Here is a 17612-nt window from a genome sequence, read left to right as displayed (position 1 = left end):
TTAGCCGCCCAAATCGCTTACTTTGAATTCGCCGGTTTCCAAATCCAGGTCGCTACGAATATAAAGGTGAACAGGCAAAGGTTGCGCCCATAAATCACCCTCTATTTTAAAAGATACCGATTTATGACTCATCTGTTCTTCGGCCATCACAATATCAACATTGAGTGAAGCTGCCAGTATCCTGGGCTCAAAATTAACGATGGCTTGTTTGATTTTTTGTTCTAGTTTGCCAGAATCGAGACTGCTGAAGTTAGTGCCCGATAAAGCCGGAATACCATAGTTAATCACAGAACGCGCCACCTGAGGCGCTGTAGACAAGTCTTCCAAGGCCTCAAAAGCGGTAGTATTTAACAACCAACTTAAATCTCTTAGTACGCTCTGGCGTAATTGCCGGTAAGACATCACCCGTTGCTCGCGTGCTTCGGTTTTTTCTCCAGGCGAATGGTCGGTAAGACGGTCCAGCAACGAGGGTTGCAGACGCTCTTTGGCGACTAACTCAGCCATGCTCGTCCGGCATTGCTGTATTTAAAACAAGTTCCCGAATATCAAATAGCGAATTCTCACCTGTATCCGTGATAAAAACACGCTGGCCTAAACCATGAAAATGGCCGGCAGCAGGCTCATGCCATTCCGTCTTACGCGCTAGTCGCACGATGGCATCTTGGTTATTTTGCGAATCAGGATATCGAGAAGGAATCAGGCCAACCGCGCTACCACCGTTAGCCCAGGTAAATTGAGCCGGCAGCCAAATCAAATCTCGCAGATCCTCGGGCGCTTCAATTTCGACTCTGGCAATCCGATTAAAAGGAATCCAGTAGTAACGACCATTGACAACCGCTTCGACGACCGGGCCTAAACGTGTATCAGAGTCCGCAATCCATTCGAAAACAACGCCATTGATAGATCCGGAAGTCGTGGGAGCTAACTCAAAAGCCTGATCGCGCAATTCGCTAGCTTGGGAATAGTTTGCCTGAGCAGATAATTTATTAGCCTCAATTAGCAACGCAATCCATCTTTCCGGCTCTCCAAACACCAAAGGCGAAGTTTCACCATTAAATATTTTTTCGCGCAGTAATTCGCAGCGAATGGCTTCTCGATAAGTTTGCACCATAGCCAAATTTGCATCAGCCAGATTGCCGCAGACATTAAGCTGGTTCAGCGCCCTATCCCATTGCCCATTAAGTGCCAGCAACTGAAACAAAAATACCCGATGCTTAGCCACATCAGGATTTTTACGCACCTGATCTTGCAGGAGCTTTAGCGCTTCATCGAGCCGGCCTTCTTTTAAGCATATTTCAGCTGTACTTGAAATCATTTACGCTCAAACCTTATAGTCATGAAGCGCCTGCCGTTTATGGCAGGCGCGTATGAAAAACCACGAAAATTTAAAATGGTGCGTTTTCAGCAATATTCCATTTTATTTCAGGTTTTGCACCTTCACCACCTTCTGGTTTTTGTTCTACATATTTCACTGATACTTTTGAGAAATTTAGTGTGACATTCTCAGTCAAACGATCTTCACCACCCGACCCTCCAGTTGAAATAGAGGTTACCATGACTTTTTCCATGGTAATGGTCAGATACTCAAGTGGTGTATCGCCGGCTTTACGTACTACTAAGACGGCTTTTGGTATATGTGTGCCCTTACAAGCAGCCAACATTAAGTCAGTACTGCCCATATCGACCCATTTAGTCAAACTAAGATCTTGGACATTCACCTTACCTGCACCACCGCCAGCACCTGCGTGGAAAGTACCTGATTGGGACATCCCCCAACTCCAAGCCAATACATCGGTTTCGCCTTTATGAGACTTATCCTGTGACTCACCTTTTATCTTGTCAATTTTGATAAACATATCAACTGCCATGACCATCTCCTTCTTTTATAAAAAACTAAATAAAAAATATTCTTAGAAAAACGACTGCTTCCACCCTCATCATGCCATACACGAGCCTCCTGAAATATTGAATCTATCCCTTAATTTAACCACCTTTTACAGAAGGTAATTTAGACACCAATCGCAAAGATACGGTTAACCCTTCCAATTGATAATGTGGTCTGAGATAAAATTTTGAGGTGTAATAACCTGGATTACCCTCCACCTCTTCTACCACTACTTCAGCTGCAGCCAATGGTTTACGTGATTTAGTGAGTTCATCGGACATCTCAGGATTCGGATCGACATAATTATTCACCCAACTGGTCAACCATTTTTGCATGTCTTCGCGTTCTTTAAATGACCCGACTTTGTCGCGCACAATACATTTTAAATAATGCGCAAAACGGCAGGTGGCAAACAAATAAGGCAAACGCGCGGCTAAATTAGCATTGGCAGTCGCATCAGGGTCATCATACTCGGCCGGTTTTTGTAGCGATTGCGCACCAATAAATGCAGCAAAGTCTGAGTTTTTCTTGTGTATCAACGGCATGAAGCCACTTTTCGCCAACTCAGCTTCGCGTCTGTCGGTAATAGCAATTTCGGTAGGACATTTCATATCCACCCCACCGTCATCAGTCGGGAAAGTATGCACTGGCAAACCTTCTACAGCACCACCGGACTCTATGCCTCGAATACGCGAGCACCATCCATATAGTTTGAATGAACGATTGATGTTAACAGCCATCGCATAAGCGGCGTTAGACCAAGTATATTTATTACTGTTGGCCCCGGAAGTGTCTTCCTCAAAATCAAACTCATCCACCGGGTCGGTTTTACTACCGTAAGGCAAACGACTAAGAAAACGCGGCATGGCCAAACCGAGATAACGCGCATCGTCAGAGTCACGTAAGGAGCGCCAAGCGGCGTATTCAGGTGTTTGAAATATTTTGGTCAAATCTCTTGGATTAGCCAGTTCGGACCAACTCTCCATTTGCATGACTGATGGTGCTACGCCAGCGATGAAAGGCGTATGTGATGCTGCGGAAATTTTTGATATTTCGCCCAATAGTTCAACATCGGGCGGGGTGTGATCAAAATGATAATCACCGACTAAACAACCAAACGGTTCACCACCGAAAGTACCAAATTCTTCTTCATACAGTTTTTTGAATAAAGGACTTTGATCCCAGGCTGTACCTTTGAATTTTTTTAGGGTTTTGCCTAATTCCTTTTTGGAAATATTCAAAACTTTGATTTTTAGCATTTCATCGGTTTCGGTGTTATTCACCAGATAATGCAAACCGCGCCAAGCACCTTCCAATTGCTGAAAATCCGGATGATGTAATACTAAATTCAATTGTTCGGAGATCTTTTGATCCAGACTGGCAATAATAGATTGTATGCTCTTGATCGCGTCATCAGATATATTGGCAACATCTTTCAAGGCATATTGCGCCAAGGTAGACACCGCGTTATTAACCTGATTAGCCGCCTCTGTACCCGGTTTAAATTCTTTTGACAGTAATGCCGAAAAATCATCCAGCTCAAGTGTTTCTGTAGCTCCTTGCTGAGCTTGTGTGTCTAATTCAGCCATAAGTTACTCCTCACTTCCTTCAGCAGTTTCGGCGGCATCGGTTTCAGCCGGTTTTGCTTTTGCTGCCAAGGTTTGCAATAAAGCCGGGTCATTGATCAATTTAGCAATCAAATCTTCTGCACCGGTCTTGCCATCCATATACGTAATCAAATTGGCTAATTGTGTTCGGGCTTCAACAATTTTATCCAGACCGGCTACTTTTTTTGCCACCGCTGCCGGAGAAAAATCATCCATGCTTTCAAAGGTGATATCGACATTTAAATTACCTTCACCCGTCAGGGTGTTAGCCACTTGGAAAGCCGTTCTCGGCTTCATGGATTTCAGCCTATCATTGAAATTATCCACATCAATTTCCAGTAACTTGCGATCCGCCACAGCAGGTAACGGCTCAGAAGGCTTACCGGAAAGATCGGACAATACCCCCATCACAAAAGGCAGTTGCACTTTTTTTTCAGAGCCATAAACTTCTACATCGTATTCAATTTGAACACGTGGTGCCCGGTTTCGCTGTATAAACTTCTGACTACTTTCTGCCATTTCCTACTCCATTTTTGATAATGATTAATATTGATCCGCTTCCGGATCAGGACCTTTGATCTGTTGTAACTGAGACATGCTATCCGGCAACAGATTTTCCACAATTTGCATAAAATCTGCAGTGACTAATTTTTTTGCCCGGTTCAGTAGAATGGGCACAGGGCTGGAGGGTTCATGTTCCGCGTAATACTTACAGATCAGATCCAGGGTTTTTAGTACATCTTGCCTGGAATTAACACCACCTATAGCTACTGGTTTCCGTGAAGAGACTTGCTGAATTGCCCCCTCACTCAGATCCTCTTCTTCTGGTTGTGCGCTCGAACCAGATAATTCTGCAACCGCATAGTTTTCAAATACATGTTGCATCTCTTTAAGCAAAGCCGCCAAGCCAGACAAATCCGGCCGGTTTTCTATGCCAACTTTTTCACCCACCAGCGCATCAATTTTCTGAACGATGTCTATAGTTTCATTAATGGCTTGATAGCTTGCCGCTACAACTTCCGCTGCGACATCTATAAACGCGGCTTTGATTAAGCCGATATCGGGTTTGACTGTGTCTTCTGGCACATCCAGTTTGTCAGTGGCTAAATGAATGTCACGTAAACTAAAGCGACCGGCCGATTTTGAATTAATCAACGGCATAAGACTTAAAGGCCTCAGCACGGATTCAAAATTATTCAATTCTTCCAGAATGTTAACCCGGGCAGTTGGATCCAAATCATCCTCTGGATCCAGTATTGGATGAATTTCATCCCAATATTTTTCCAAAAGTCCTCGTAACAGCGTTAAACCAGAATGAAAACCCGTCAAGCCTTCTTGATCAATCAAGGCCCGAATAAGATAGATTACAACCTGCAAATCTTTGCTATGTTGCAATATGGATAAGGCTTTTTTTTGAATATCGCGCCAATTAGGTGGCTGGGCACTTTCCCCTGTAATGGGGTCCTCGGGCTTACCAAGAATATCTTTTCCCAACTCAAGGTAGGCCGGATCATATTCCAGATAATCCCCGCAAGGTTTATCCGATGAAATTTCGTCAAGTAATGCCAACAAGTCAGCCATGGATGCCTTTTGAGGTTTTATAAAAATTCAACTGTCCTAGCCTAGTCCAGTTTGCGCAAAAGTAAAAGGCTTTTAGATTTTTAGCATTTTCTAATATTTAAAAGTCTCCAAACAAATTAGCTATAACGTCGTTTTGCAAGTTTAATAAATTTGCAAACCCATTAGTTAATCGTTGAAATTGTTGGTTAGCTTTTGGCAGATCGATATTGAGTAAATCCTGCTCCAATTGTCCGGCAATCGCGCGTAAATCATCAAAACCTGAAAAACAAAAACTGCCATGTAATTTATGCGCAATATCCAAGGCTATTTGGCATTGCTGATCTTGCAAGGCCTGCCCTAAATCAACTAATTGAGTAGGCACTTCTTGCAGCATTTTTTGAAAAAAAACCTGCCCCAACGCTGGATTATGCTCAGTTTTTTTTAATAAAGCTTGTGCATAGTATTGGCTGCTTACTGTGGCAGTTGGCGCACACCAATTTGATAACACATGTTGTAAGTCCGCCAGCACGATGGGTTTAACCAGGCATTCATTAAATCCGTCTTCAATCAACAAATACCGCTGATGAGTTTGTATATGAGCTGTCACTGCGATGATGGGCGTCAAACGATTAAGCGATTCTGTCCTAGCCTTTTTCACTAATTCAAAACCATTCAGCCCTGGCATATTCACATCCAGAAACACCATTGAATACTGCCGATCCTGTAATAAATTCCAAGCTTCCAGACCATCGCAAGCCAACGCGACATCATTGCTCCAAACGCTTAATTGTTCTGCTAAAAGCCAACGATTCATCTCGTTGTCGTCAGCAATCAGGATGGATAACTCAGTTAAAATCATATTGAATAATTTTGCTGGAGGGTGTAGAGGATAGCTATTCTAAGCTGTTAAATATCACAAAATTCTCACGGAGAATAACAGCATAGATGAGTTATTTGACATCATTACCGCTGATCGAGGAATCAGTGAAATGCGCTATTTCCAACCGATTCCGACCATTTCGCTTGGCAAGATATAAGGCATCGTCTGCAATCCGAATTATCGCGTGTAATGAATCGAGCGTTGATATCCGCCGGGTACAAATACCGATTGAGATCGTTGCAGGTATCGATTGGCCTTTATAGGCGAAGGGATACTGCATCACTATTTGCCTGATTCTTTCCGCCCAACCAGCGGCAGCATCTGCAGACGTCTCCCTCAATAACATGATAAATTCTTCGCCGCCATAGCGTGCAAGTAAGTCTTCCTTTCTCATTTGTTCGGCAAGAATAGCGGACAATTCCATTAAAACCTGATCACCGGCCGGATGCCCATAGCTATCATTGATGTCTTTAAAGTGATCAACATCGCTCATAACGATGCTCATCAAGACATTATTTCGCTTACAAAATGAAAACTCTTCCTGAGCACGCTGCATAAACGCGCCTCGATTGAAGATACCCGTTAATGCATCGGTGTAAGCAGCTCTATACAGCGCTTGCTCAGATTCGGCTTCGTTATAACATTTATAGTCAATACGCATAAGCGTATCGCCGACCAGAATTCGGTCATGTACATTCAGCCAACACTTTTCAATTCGCTCACCAGCAAGATAGCTGCCATTAGTCGACTGTAAATCCTCAAATAAAATCCTATCCTTGAAAATGGAAAATACGCCGTGTCTTCTGGAGATTTTCGGATCGCCTATCACAATATCCGCTTCATGGCAGCGACCGATCACGTAAGAGAGCTGATGCAGTTTAAATTGCCTACCCCGATCACAGCCGGACAAAATAACCAGATAGGGGTCAAGCACGAGTTGGGCGCGAACATTGTTGACCACCTCGTTAACCAAGGTAGTAGACGGCAACAGAGTAGCTTTTTGACTTGAATCGCTCATTAATGAATATACGAACCAATAATTTTAACCAGGATGGTCGATCAGCTAAAGACATCCCTATCCAGCAGCCCACTGAGAATATTTCTCTATCTCCATCCACCTTGTTAATACAACGATTCTTAGAGGCTCAAGCTTTAAGTTTTTCAGCTCTAGCATGAATGAGCGCGAACCCAATATATCGCATTATCTATCAGCAACAAATGTGTTTATGAAACTGCATGAATTGAATAATAACACGCATAAAAAAGCCCCGACGCCCAAAAGTGTCGAGGCTTTTTCTCTTCAAGCTAGGCTTAAAGCGGTAATTACATCATACCGCCCATACCACCCATACCACCCATGCCGCCCATATCAGGCATTGCAGAGGCCTTGCTGTCAGCCGGCAGATCTGCAACCATCACTTCGGTTGTGATCATCAAGCTGGCAACAGATGCTGCATTTTGCAGTGCTGAGCGAGTAACTTTTGCAGGGTCCAGAATACCCATTTGGATCATGTCGCCGTATTCGCCAGTGGCCGCATTGTAACCAAAGTTACCACTGCCTTTTTTCACTTCGTTTAATACAACAGAAGCTTCGTCGCCAGCGTTAGTGACGATTTGGCGCAAAGGCTCTTCCATCGCACGACGTAGAATATTGATACCAACGGTTTGGTCGTGGTTTTTGCCTTCCAAACCTTCCAGAGCAGACAGTGCACGAATCAACGCAACACCACCACCGGCAACCACACCTTCCTCAACCGCAGCGCGAGTTGAGTGCAGCGCATCTTCAACGCGAGCTTTTTTCTCTTTCATTTCAACTTCAGTGGCGGCACCGACTTTAATAACTGCTACACCGCCTGCTAATTTAGCCAGACGTTCTTGCAGTTTTTCACGGTCATAGTCGGAAGTGGCATCATCAGCTTGGGCACGGATTTGCGCTACGCGGCCTTTGATTTGTTCTTCGTCGCCAGCACCATCGATGATGGTGGTGTTTTCTTTGTTGATTTGAACCCGTTTGGCAGTACCTAATTGATCCAGATCAGCTTTTTCCAAAGACAAACCGACTTCTTCAGAAATCACTGTACCGCCTGTCAAAACAGCGATGTCTTCCAACATGGCTTTGCGACGATCACCAAAACCAGGTGCTTTAACTGCAGCAACTTTAACGATGCCGCGCATGTTATTAACAACCAGGGTTGCCAAGGCTTCGCCTTCAACATCTTCAGAAATGATCAATAATGAACGACCGGATTTGGCCACGCCTTCCAGAATCGGCAATAAATCACGAATATTGGAGATTTTTTTGTCGTAAAGCAAAACGAACGGATCGTCTAGCTCAACGCTCATGCTGTCTTGTTTGTTGATGAAGTAAGGAGACAGGTAACCGCGATCGAATTGCATACCTTCAACTACATCCAGATCATTTTCCAGACCGGTGCCTTCTTCAACAGTGATAACGCCTTCTTTACCGACTTTTTCCATAGCCTCGGCAATGATTTGACCCACAGACTCATCAGAGTTTGCAGAGATGGTGCCTACTTGGGCAATGGCTTTGTTGTCTGCGCAAGGTGTTGCCGCTTTTTCAATTGAAGCAACCGCAGCAGTTACAGCCAAATCGATACCGCGTTTCAAGTCCATTGGGTTCATGCCCGCTGCGACTGATTTTAAGCCTTCATTAACGATGGATTGCGCCAGAACAGTTGCAGTGGTGGTGCCGTCGCCAGCAACGTCAGAAGTTTTTGAAGCCACTTCTTTGACCATTTGCGCGCCCATGTTTTCGAATTTGTCTTGCAATTCGATTTCTTTAGCGACAGATACACCGTCTTTAGTGATGGTTGGAGCGCCGAAGCTTTTATCCAATACAGCGTTACGGCCTTTTGGACCTAAAGTAACTTTTACTGCGTTTGCTAAAATATTAACGCCTTGCGCCATTAAAGTACGAGCGTCGCCGCCAAATTTTACGTCTTTTGCTGCCATTTCTTAATTTCCTGAAATTTTAGTGAATTGATAAACAACCGTACCTAGGTCTTAACCCAGGATGCCCATGATGTCTTCTTCGCGCATGACGATCAGTTGCTCGCCATCGACTTTGACTTCAGTTCCGGAGTATTTGCCAAACAACACTTTGTCGCCGACTTTAACTTCCAGTGCACGTACCTGGCCGTTGTCCAAGGCTTTACCGGAACCCACTGCCAATACTTCACCTTCACTAGGTTTTTCTGCGGCAGAACCTGGCAATACGATACCGCCAGCGGTTTTGGTTTCTTCCTCAACACGTTTTACGACAACGCGGTCATGTAACGGACGAATTTTCATCAATGTCTCCTTATTGGGTTTTAAAAGTTAAAGATTAAACTAAACTATTAGCACTCTCTAGCAACGAGTGCTAATAATATCGAGCTTTTGCACTCTGTCAAGCTATTTGGCATTATCATCGCCCTACTCATCACACTAAAAAATTATGAATGACCAACAGTTGCTCCGATATAGCCGCCAAATCATGCTGCCGCAAGTCGATATTGCTGGACAGCAAAAACTGCTTAACGCGAAGGTATTAATCATCGGCGCTGGCGGTCTCGGTTCACCCGCAGCAATGTATCTCGCTGCGGCTGGTGTTGGACAAATCACAATTTACGATGACGACCAAGTGGATTTAACCAATTTGCAACGCCAGATTGCCCACGGCACTAACGATATTGGGTTGGACAAAGTAATTTCAACCCTAAACACACTGAAAATCATTAATCCTGAAATCAATGTTTTGGCCCATAAAGCCCGCTTACAAGATGAAACACTCTTTAAAGAAGTAGCTGCGGTAGATGTGGTGTTGGATTGCAGCGATAATTTCAGCACTCGGTTTGCTATCAACCGGGCCTGTGTAGACCAACGCACCCCATTGGTATCGGGTGCGGCCATTCGATTTGAAGGCCAAGTCAGCGTATTCACGCCTGGCAGCAATAACAGCCCGTGTTATAACTGCCTGTACCAAAGCGATGGCGAGGAATTACAAAACTGCTCCCACAATGGTGTTTTAGCACCCATTACCGGCATTATCGGTAGTGTTCAGGCTTTGGAAGCCATGAAACTTATCATGAAAATCGGCGAAAACTTGACTGGTCGTCTGCTATTACTGGATGGCCTAAGTATGGAATGGCAAAGCCTACGACTGAAAAAAAACCCAACCTGCCCCACCTGCGGCGACAATAAAATTTGACAACTACAAAAAAGCCGGGTCAAACCCGGCTTTTTTAGCTTACTGGTAATTTTATTTTTTCACCACAAAGCCTTTTACCTTATCTATTAGATTGCCTGCTATATCCAAAACCATAGACTCACTATCACCATGTGGTTCAATGTTGCCAAATGGCTCACCATGTTTCATGGTATACATGTAAACAAAGTAGGCCAGCGGTGCAAATGAAAAGCATGCCAAAAGCAGCATATAAACCCAAACCTCAATCACATCACCTGTCATTAAATCCCTCCAATATATTGTTTTATAAATAAACCCTAAATCTGCTTGTAGAATATAACCTTATCCTAAATAGTGTACAAGCAAAAATGAAAACTTATAAGACCAACAGCAGGCACCCAACACTTTAACAACACAATGTTGATAAGGGCCACTAACGTATAATCTAACGACTATGGATACTTCAAAGAAATCATCTTGGCATAGCCTGTCATCGGACGCCCTGTTGAGTGTTTTGGATACAGACTTAAAACAAGGCTTGAGTGAAAACGAGGCTGAACAACGTTTGGCCCAATACGGCCAAAATCGTTTAACGCCTCCTCGTGGAAAAAGTGCATTTAAGCTACTTTTATCTCAATTTAACCAACCACTGGTATATATTCTGCTGCTGTCCGGTAGCATTACGGCTTTTTTACAGGAATGGGTGGATAGCAGCGTCATATTCGGCGTGGTTTTGGTCAATGCTTTCATCGGTTTTTTTCAAGAAATCAATGCCTTAAGAGCCATCGACGCCTTATCCCGTGTTTTAAATGTCAGCTGTACTGTATTACGTGATGAACAGCGACGCATCATTCCGGCAAACGAGTTGGTGCCGGGCGACATGGTCATTTTGCAATCGGGCGATAAAATTCCAGCCGACTTACGTTTACTACAGTGCCGCGAATTGCAAATTGATGAATCCGCACTCACCGGAGAATCCGTACCGGTAGAAAAGCAGCCTCAGCTTTTGGACGCAAGTGCTACTTTAGCCGACCGAATTAATATGGCTTACTCATCTACATTGGTAACCTTTGGTAGCGGTTTGGGGGTCGTGGTTGAAACCGGAGATCTCACTGAAATTGGCTTGATCAATCGTATGATCGCCAACGCTACCGACCTGGACACGCCTCTGACCCAAAAAATGAGCCAGTTCAGCCAATTGTTATTGTGGCTGATTATCGATTTTGCGGTAATTACCTTTGCTGTCGGCGTCTGGCGTGGTGAATCGATGCTAAACATGTTTATGGCGTCTGTGGCTTTAGCCGTTGGTGCCATTCCGGAAGGATTACCGGCTGCGCTGACTATCACACTGGCGATTGGCGTATCGCGGATGGCCAAACGAAATGCCATTATCCGCAAACTACCGGCTGTGGAAACACTGGGTGGCACCACCGTGATTTGCTCTGATAAAACCGGTACCCTGACGCAAAACCAAATGACGGTTCAAGCCGTCTATGCCGGTGGCGAATACTTTACAGTCAGCGGCAGTGGTTATAATCCTGACGGTGAATTCCATCTCAATAGTAAAGTAATCAATGTAAACACTTACCCCACCTTATTGGAAAGCCTTAAGTCTGGCCTGCTTTGCAACGATGCCAGACTCTACTCCGAATCATCCAAATGGTGCATAGAAGGTGATCCGACTGAAGCTGCTTTATTGGTTGTGGCACAGAAGGCTGGCTTGCATCATGCACGTATCAGCGATGATCACCCTCGACTTGATGCTATTCCTTTTGAATCCCAGCATCAGTTCATGGTCACACTGAACCACAACCTTAAACAGAAACAAAGATATATCTATCTAAAAGGCTCACTGGAGAGCTTGTTGGACCGTTGCGATAGTGCCTTTGATGCACAAATGCAACCCATCCCAATTAACAAACAAGCGCTACTGGAACAAGTCGCAGGTATGGCTAATCAAGGTTTACGGGTGTTAGCGTTTGCTCGTTGTGACCATTTTGATAATGTGGTGCAACATGACGAAGTACGCAGTGGTCTGACGTTTCTTGGCTTGCAGGCTATGATTGATCCACCTCGCCCGGAAGCAGCGATCTCAATTGCCGCCTGTTATCGAGCTGGCATTCAGGTAAAAATGATCACTGGCGATCACCCGATAACCGCACTGGCAATCGCCCGGCAGCTGGGCATGAAAGATGCTGATCGGGTTATCAGTGGTGCAGAACTACAAACCCTGAATGCAAACCAGTATAAGCAACTATTGAATGAGTGCGCTGTATACGCCCGTATTGCACCCGCGCAAAAGCTACAACTGGTTGAAGCACTGCAAGCCAATGGACACGTAGTTGCCATGACAGGCGACGGTGTCAATGATGCTCCGGCATTGCGTCAAGCCGACATAGGTATCGCTATGGGTTTGGGCGGTACAGAAGTCGCCAAAGAAGCCGCAGCCATGATATTGACTGACGATAACTTTGCCAGTATCGAAGCGGCAGTAGAGGAAGGCCGCGGCGTTTTTGACAATCTGGTGAAATTTATCGCTTGGACTTTACCGACTAATTTGGGTGAGGGTTTGTTGATTATGGCCGCTGTATTTGCAAACGTCGCCTTACCTATCACACCGGTACAAATCCTCTGGATCAATATGACTACAGCGGTATTGTTGGGCTTAATGCTAGCTTTTGAACCCAAGGAGCCGGGGTTGATGGATAGACAACCGCGTAACCCAAATCAGCCCATTTTGACAAAACACCTGGTTTTTCGAGTTTGCTTAGTGGGCTTGCTATTATTGACAAGTGCCTTCGGCCTATTCGAATGGGAGTTAAGCCATGGCGAATCGCTGGCCAAAGCTCGCACTGTTGCAGTCAATGTATTTGTTTGTTGCGAGCTGTTTTATTTATTTAATTGTCGATCTTTAAGATACTCAATGTTTAAAGTGGGGTTATTTTCCAATTTATGGGTCATTTTTGGTGTTTTTAGCATGATCCTACTACAAGCCTTATTCACATACTGGCCGCCTATGCAAACATTATTTGGCAGCGAAGCCATCGGTATTGATGAATGGCTGTTAATCTTCGCCGCCGGATTGATAGTTTATTGCACTGTAGGTTTGGAGAAATTGCTATTTAGAAAGTTTGGATAATGACGATAGTATTGAGGATTGATTTAATATGTCCAAAATCAAAGCCAGTGCTGTTAGCGCCGTCTTCGACTGAATTATTTGCGATTCGAGCTGGGCCCGAACAATTGCACCATCAATTGCAACAGCCGCCGCGTTCGCCAAGATCATCTGCGATTCGTTAACAGGCAAAAGCGTAGCAATAACGTTGACCATATCCTGTTTATGACTCAGGCATAATTCCAAAGCTTCTGGCAAGCTATCGCCAAACTCCGCAGCCGTGTTTATAAATGCACATCCTCGATATAAGGGATTATTAAACCACTCTTCCATCACCGGGACCAACGACATCAAGCCTAAATCTGCTCCCTGATGTTGCAAAGCCTGTTTAAACCAACTTAACCAACGTTCGTGTCGATAACTCAAAAATGCTCTTATCAACTCATTCTTACTGGGAAAATGCCGATAAAACGTAGCTTTACTGACGCCTGCCTCGGCAATGACTCGGTCGATACCGCTAGCGCGAATGCCATCGCGGTAAAACAAGTCATGTGCAGTTAATAAAATCCGCTCACGCGCGGGTTTATCAGAAATAAAAGTTGTCTGTTTCAAATTCATAATGTTTATTGTAGACAGAACTGTCTACTGTTGCTACCATCTTCAATGTAGACAGAACTGTCTACCTCTGCTTTTCATTTATCACTGCGAGATAAAAATCATGGAAACCAAACCACCTCTACCTCCTTTTACTCTAGAGTCCGCCACACAAAAAGTACGCATGGCTGAAGATGCATGGAATAGTCGCGATCCTGACCGGGTAGCGCAGGTTTATACTGAAGATACAATTTGGCGCAACCGAACAGAATTTCCAATTAGTCGCGCACATGTAAGAGAGTTTTTACAACGCAAATGGGCCAAAGAACTTGATTACCGTTTAATCAAGGAATTATGGGCAACTGTAGGTAATCGAATTGCTGTCCGGTTTGCTTATGAATGGCATGACGATGCCGACAACTGGTTTCGTAGCTACGGCAATGAAAACTGGGAATTTAACGAATACGGCCTAATGCAGAAGCGATTCGCTAGCATCAATGATTTACCGATTAAACCGGAAAATTGTTTGTTTCATTGGCCACTGGGACGGCGACCTGACAATCATCCCGGACTGAGTGAATTAGGGCTTTGAGATTAGCATGAAGATCAGCCAGTAAATACCGGCTGATCATGCTCCTTATAGCGGATTAGTGACTAACGTCGACTTTAGCACCTTTTTGCTGACCAATTTCCGCCAGCGTTTGGGTAAACCAATCAGTATCGATATTAAAAGGTTTGCCACCTTTGATACGTGGAAACTCAATCGCCCGCAAAACATTACCGTTATCTTCGTCATGTCCCATGACACCGGACTCCCGACGAAAAGCACATTCCACAGCCAAGTCTGCGCAGGATTTAATCAAACGCATATCATCAACATTAGCCGCGGCGGCACGGGCAAAATAACCAGATTTTTGGATTAAAGTTTTTTCAGCACCTATCATTTGGGCAAACTGTTCACCAAACCATTTACCTGGATTGACCGCATCCAGTTTGATATGACCAAAAGCATCACGCGGCACTTCTTGCCCTTTGGCTTGCAGTTCTGCCACGATGGCATCGACACCTGCACCTTCGGAAACAAAAATATTAACGCAGTCAACTTTATTCATCACTTCACGCAAACGAGCTGCTTCTGCAGCCAAATCAATGTCCATCTCCGGCACAAAAACAGCGTGCACTTCATACGATTCACGAGACAGGCCTAATTCTGGTAACCACTCGGCACGATCCAGCAATTTACGATATTCTTGCGCAGTAGCAGCAGTCAACCATCCGCAGTTACGCCCCATTACTTCGTGCACTATCAACATACGCGGATTGGAGTTGTTCTCGGCAACCACGTTCCAGAAATAACGAGCACCTTGCTCGGCAGCAGTCCAAGCACCTAAAGATTGTTTGATAGGAAATACGTCGTTATCAACTGTTTTTGGCAAACCAATTACAGTAAGACCATAGTCGTTTTTAGCCAAAAAAGCAGCCAAATCGGCCGCAGCAGTATTGGTATCATCCCCACCTATGGTGTGCAAAATATCAACATTGTCTTTGATTAATTGATCAGCCGCCACTTTTTGCGGATCTTCGCCCTCTTTAACCAAACCACGCTTTACACAATCTTTAACATTAGTTAGTTTGACCCGGCTGTTGCCAATGATCGAACCACCAAAAGATTGCAGTAAACCAGCTTTTTGGCGAACTTCTGTGGTAACCGGATAGGAATCGCCCAGCAATAATCCTTTATAGCCACCACGGTAGCAAATAATTTCAATACTGGGATCGATTTCAGTATAGCGTTCAATCAAACTGCCGACCGCTGAGTTCAAACAAGGCGCCAAGCCGCCTGCGGTAAGAATTGCAACTTTTTTGGGTTTGTTCATAAGCATAGAATATTAAGGTTAAGAAAAACAACAGATGGCAATCGATCTAACTTCATATAATGCATAAATGCGCCTGCCAATTGCATGATAATGTTACTAACTGATAATTTTAACACATGCATTTGCTTTGTCAGCCATAGCGTTTCGTGCTTATGCAGTGTAGCTATCTGTTCAGGCTGCTAATAACAATAAAGCCAAATTTAAATATTGAAGTTGGAAAAACTAGCCATATAGGAAACTGCAATAGTATTGGTTGTTATTATTTTACTTCGCATACAATCATACGTCGGCATCACCGATACGCATAACATACTAGTCGGTAAGATTTTCATTCACCCTTAAGCCAAGTATTAATAATTTGGCAAAACTCATCTGGGGCTTCGACATAAAGCCAATGACCTGTATCAGGTATTGTTACAATTTTTGCCCGAGGAAAAGATTTGAAAACAGCTTCTGGGTCGATATATGTAGAACGCTCACCAGCAATAAACAAGACTTTGTCAGAATAATGCTGCGTAGAATACTCAGGAAAATCTACAATGGAATGCGCAGTCTTCTGAATAATATCGAGATTGATCCGCCAACAATAACAGCCATCCTTTAACAACAAATTCTGCAACAAAAACTGCCGAAAAGCAGTATCAGGAATAGCTTCTGCCAAATATAATTCTGCGTTTTTACGATTAGTAATTTGATCTAGAGGCAACTGTTTAAGTGATTGGATCATCTCGTCAAAACTGTGCTTGTAATTGACGGGCGCTATGTCGGCCACCATCAGATTTTTAACCCGATGCGGATGATGTAAGGCAAGCCACATGGCAATTTTTCCACCCATGCTGTGCCCAAGCACATGCGCATTTTGCAGTCCCAGTTGATCCATGAAACAGACTATGTCATAGGCCATTTCCGGATAATCCATCTGTTCTGAATGCGGAGAAGCACCATGGTTGCGCATATCCAACACATAAACCAGATAATCTGCAGATAAACGCTTGGCAACTGTGCGCCAATTTCTTGATGATGCTAAGAATCCGTGCAAAATGATTAGCGGGTAATCATTATCACCACCATAAACTTCATAAACCAGATCAACAGACTTCATTGATATCAAGCAAAACCAAACAAAGCACCCAACAAACCCCCGAATACGCCTCCCCAAACGACCAACCAACCTAAATGTTCTTTAATGATGGCTTGCACAATTTCTTTGACCATTTGTGGTGTTAACTCGCTCAAGCGCTTGTCAATGACGTCCTCAATTTTACCGGTCAACTCTTCTCCAATTTTATGCGCATTCAAACTTTGCTGTAGCGCATGTTTAAACCGATCAGATTCAACCATATCTTGTAAAGTATGCCGCATTTTTTCGATAAATGACTGCTTAAGTGGCAATAACGCCTCTTCTCCTCCCATCATCATCAACATACTACCAAAAGAGGAATTCATGATGGACGATACCAAGCCTTCATATATTTTTTCATAATCTACGGCATTCAAAAGTGGGTTTATGTTTAAAACCTTACTACCTTCTTGCTCTTGTCTTTCGATAAAGTGTTCAATATTATCAAGCGTAAAAAACTGCTCCATCATTAATTTTTTAATAGAAACTTTAAACTCCTCAAAACGCGCAGGAATTATTCCAGAACCATATAATAAAGGTACTTTTTCAAACAACATGTGAATAGCAAGCCAATTGGTTACAGCACCTGAAAAAGCAAAGAAACCAATCGCTTTGGTAATTTCCGGATAAAACGGACAGATATAACCTGTCAAAATTATTATCACCGCTATTAAATTAGTTACAGTACTTTTATTAACGATTCTTTCCATTTTTGTGTCACCTGAAAATCTATTATTAATTCTGGACATTTGATAAAGTAATGACAAAAAAAAAGCCCAACGATG

Annotated in this window: 18 protein-coding genes; 3 read left to right on the top strand and 15 right to left on the bottom strand. The window is 43.8% G+C overall.

Annotated features, from left to right (window positions below):
* The 10 genes from tssE to groES all read right to left on the bottom strand — a co-directional run bounded on the left by tssE (position 1) and on the right by groES (position 9244).
* On the bottom strand, positions 1 to 504 hold the full coding sequence (gene tssE, locus A1359_RS09740; RefSeq protein ID WP_066981676.1) for a type VI secretion system baseplate subunit TssE: 504 nt from the start codon (positions 502 to 504) through the stop codon (positions 1 to 3).
* Positions 497 to 1315, bottom strand: a complete 819-nt coding sequence (locus A1359_RS09735) for a type VI secretion system accessory protein TagJ (RefSeq protein ID WP_066981672.1) — start codon at positions 1313 to 1315, stop codon at positions 497 to 499. The genes tssE and A1359_RS09735 overlap by 8 nt, the downstream gene beginning before the upstream one ends.
* Before the next feature lie 70 nt (positions 1316 to 1385).
* Complete coding sequence (locus A1359_RS09730; RefSeq protein WP_066981670.1) at positions 1386 to 1868, bottom strand: Hcp family type VI secretion system effector; 483 nt, start codon at positions 1866 to 1868, stop codon at positions 1386 to 1388.
* 115 nt (positions 1869 to 1983) lie between these two features.
* Positions 1984 to 3474, bottom strand: a complete 1491-nt coding sequence (tssC, locus tag A1359_RS09725) for a type VI secretion system contractile sheath large subunit (RefSeq protein ID WP_066981667.1) — start codon at positions 3472 to 3474, stop codon at positions 1984 to 1986.
* A 3-nt stretch (positions 3475 to 3477) separates the two neighbouring features.
* Positions 3478 to 4011 (bottom strand): type VI secretion system contractile sheath small subunit, encoded by a 534-nt coding sequence (tssB, locus tag A1359_RS09720; protein ID WP_066981665.1) that lies wholly within the window; start codon positions 4009 to 4011, stop codon positions 3478 to 3480.
* Between the two features lie 24 nt (positions 4012 to 4035).
* Positions 4036 to 5073, bottom strand: a complete 1038-nt coding sequence (gene tssA, locus A1359_RS09715) for a type VI secretion system protein TssA (protein ID WP_066981661.1) — start codon at positions 5071 to 5073, stop codon at positions 4036 to 4038.
* 97 nt (positions 5074 to 5170) lie between these two features.
* A complete protein-coding gene (locus tag A1359_RS09710) occupies positions 5171 to 5911 on the bottom strand; it encodes an Hpt domain-containing response regulator (protein WP_066981659.1) in 741 nt (246 codons plus the stop codon).
* A gap of 91 nt (positions 5912 to 6002) precedes the next feature.
* Entirely contained in the window at positions 6003 to 6950 is a 948-nt protein-coding gene (locus tag A1359_RS09705; RefSeq protein WP_066981656.1) for a GGDEF domain-containing protein, read from the bottom strand.
* A gap of 305 nt (positions 6951 to 7255) precedes the next feature.
* A complete protein-coding gene (gene groL / locus A1359_RS09700; protein ID WP_066981653.1) occupies positions 7256 to 8905 on the bottom strand; it encodes a chaperonin GroEL in 1650 nt (549 codons plus the stop codon).
* A 51-nt stretch (positions 8906 to 8956) separates the two neighbouring features.
* Positions 8957 to 9244, bottom strand: coding sequence for a co-chaperone GroES (gene groES / locus A1359_RS09695; RefSeq protein ID WP_066981649.1), 288 nt, complete (start codon positions 9242 to 9244; stop codon positions 8957 to 8959).
* 145 nt (positions 9245 to 9389) lie between these two features.
* On the opposite strand from groES, the gene A1359_RS09690 reads away from it, so the two are divergent.
* Positions 9390 to 10142: a HesA/MoeB/ThiF family protein gene (locus A1359_RS09690; RefSeq protein WP_066981646.1), complete on the top strand. Its 753-nt coding sequence runs from the start codon at positions 9390 to 9392 to the stop codon at positions 10140 to 10142.
* A gap of 51 nt (positions 10143 to 10193) precedes the next feature.
* Here A1359_RS09690 and A1359_RS09685 read toward each other — a convergent pair whose 3' ends face one another.
* Entirely contained in the window at positions 10194 to 10403 is a 210-nt protein-coding gene (locus A1359_RS09685) for a hypothetical protein (RefSeq protein ID WP_066981643.1), read from the bottom strand.
* 172 nt (positions 10404 to 10575) lie between these two features.
* On the opposite strand from A1359_RS09685, the gene A1359_RS09680 reads away from it, so the two are divergent.
* On the top strand, positions 10576 to 13260 hold the full coding sequence (locus tag A1359_RS09680) for a cation-transporting P-type ATPase (protein ID WP_066981640.1): 2685 nt from the start codon (positions 10576 to 10578) through the stop codon (positions 13258 to 13260).
* Here the strand turns inward: A1359_RS09680 and A1359_RS09675 are convergent.
* On the bottom strand, positions 13240 to 13854 hold the full coding sequence (locus tag A1359_RS09675; protein ID WP_066981637.1) for a TetR/AcrR family transcriptional regulator: 615 nt from the start codon (positions 13852 to 13854) through the stop codon (positions 13240 to 13242). The two genes, A1359_RS09680 and A1359_RS09675, sit on opposite strands and share 21 nt — an antisense overlap.
* A 100-nt stretch (positions 13855 to 13954) precedes the next feature.
* On the opposite strand from A1359_RS09675, the gene A1359_RS09670 reads away from it, so the two are divergent.
* The gene (locus tag A1359_RS09670) at positions 13955 to 14422 is read left to right on the top strand and encodes a nuclear transport factor 2 family protein (protein ID WP_066981634.1); all 468 of its coding nucleotides are present in this window, start codon (positions 13955 to 13957) and stop codon (positions 14420 to 14422) included.
* 55 nt (positions 14423 to 14477) lie between these two features.
* Here the strand turns inward: A1359_RS09670 and A1359_RS09665 are convergent, their stop codons facing one another.
* The 3 genes from A1359_RS09665 to A1359_RS09655 all read right to left on the bottom strand — a co-directional run bounded on the left by A1359_RS09665 (position 14478) and on the right by A1359_RS09655 (position 17537).
* Positions 14478 to 15707: a pyrophosphate--fructose-6-phosphate 1-phosphotransferase gene (locus tag A1359_RS09665; RefSeq protein WP_066981631.1), complete on the bottom strand. Its 1230-nt coding sequence runs from the start codon at positions 15705 to 15707 to the stop codon at positions 14478 to 14480.
* A 328-nt stretch (positions 15708 to 16035) separates the two neighbouring features.
* Entirely contained in the window at positions 16036 to 16878 is an 843-nt protein-coding gene (locus tag A1359_RS09660; RefSeq protein ID WP_332310078.1) for an alpha/beta fold hydrolase, read from the bottom strand.
* The gene (locus A1359_RS09655; RefSeq protein WP_066981870.1) at positions 16815 to 17537 is read right to left on the bottom strand and encodes a DUF445 domain-containing protein; all 723 of its coding nucleotides are present in this window, start codon (positions 17535 to 17537) and stop codon (positions 16815 to 16817) included. Before A1359_RS09655 ends, A1359_RS09660 begins: the two co-directional genes overlap by 64 nt.
* Positions 17538 to 17612 lie beyond the last annotated feature (75 nt).

It is taken from the genome of Methylomonas lenta (genome assembly GCF_001644015.1).
GTDB classification, from domain to species: Bacteria; Pseudomonadota; Gammaproteobacteria; order Methylococcales; family Methylomonadaceae; genus Methylomonas; species Methylomonas lenta.
Note: the sequence above shows the minus strand (reverse complement) of the source record. Positions and strands in the feature narration are given on the sequence as shown.

What these genes read in the sequence shown, in the direction of transcription:
- A1359_RS09680 (WP_066981640.1), top strand. Translation starts at nt 10,576, where the DNA reads ATGGATACTTCAAAGAAATCATCTTGGCATAGCCTGTCATCGGACGCC.
- tssC (WP_066981667.1), bottom strand. Translation starts at nt 3,474, where the DNA reads ATGGCTGAATTAGACACACAAGCTCAGCAAGGAGCTACAGAAACACTT.
- A1359_RS09730 (WP_066981670.1), bottom strand. Translation starts at nt 1,868, where the DNA reads ATGGCAGTTGATATGTTTATCAAAATTGACAAGATAAAAGGTGAGTCA.
- tssA (WP_066981661.1), bottom strand. Translation starts at nt 5,073, where the DNA reads ATGGCTGACTTGTTGGCATTACTTGACGAAATTTCATCGGATAAACCT.
- groES (WP_066981649.1), bottom strand. Translation starts at nt 9,244, where the DNA reads ATGAAAATTCGTCCGTTACATGACCGCGTTGTCGTAAAACGTGTTGAG.
- A1359_RS09705 (WP_066981656.1), bottom strand. Translation starts at nt 6,950, where the DNA reads ATGAGCGATTCAAGTCAAAAAGCTACTCTGTTGCCGTCTACTACCTTG.
- A1359_RS09690 (WP_066981646.1), top strand. Translation starts at nt 9,390, where the DNA reads ATGAATGACCAACAGTTGCTCCGATATAGCCGCCAAATCATGCTGCCG.
- tssE (WP_066981676.1), bottom strand. Translation starts at nt 504, where the DNA reads ATGGCTGAGTTAGTCGCCAAAGAGCGTCTGCAACCCTCGTTGCTGGAC.
- A1359_RS09665 (WP_066981631.1), bottom strand. Translation starts at nt 15,707, where the DNA reads ATGAACAAACCCAAAAAAGTTGCAATTCTTACCGCAGGCGGCTTGGCG.
- A1359_RS09710 (WP_066981659.1), bottom strand. Translation starts at nt 5,911, where the DNA reads ATGATTTTAACTGAGTTATCCATCCTGATTGCTGACGACAACGAGATG.
- A1359_RS09685 (WP_066981643.1), bottom strand. Translation starts at nt 10,403, where the DNA reads ATGACAGGTGATGTGATTGAGGTTTGGGTTTATATGCTGCTTTTGGCA.
- groL (WP_066981653.1), bottom strand. Translation starts at nt 8,905, where the DNA reads ATGGCAGCAAAAGACGTAAAATTTGGCGGCGACGCTCGTACTTTAATG.
- A1359_RS09670 (WP_066981634.1), top strand. Translation starts at nt 13,955, where the DNA reads ATGGAAACCAAACCACCTCTACCTCCTTTTACTCTAGAGTCCGCCACA.
- A1359_RS09735 (WP_066981672.1), bottom strand. Translation starts at nt 1,315, where the DNA reads ATGATTTCAAGTACAGCTGAAATATGCTTAAAAGAAGGCCGGCTCGAT.
- tssB (WP_066981665.1), bottom strand. Translation starts at nt 4,011, where the DNA reads ATGGCAGAAAGTAGTCAGAAGTTTATACAGCGAAACCGGGCACCACGT.
- A1359_RS09655 (WP_066981870.1), bottom strand. Translation starts at nt 17,537, where the DNA reads ATGGAAAGAATCGTTAATAAAAGTACTGTAACTAATTTAATAGCGGTG.
- A1359_RS09675 (WP_066981637.1), bottom strand. Translation starts at nt 13,854, where the DNA reads ATGAATTTGAAACAGACAACTTTTATTTCTGATAAACCCGCGCGTGAG.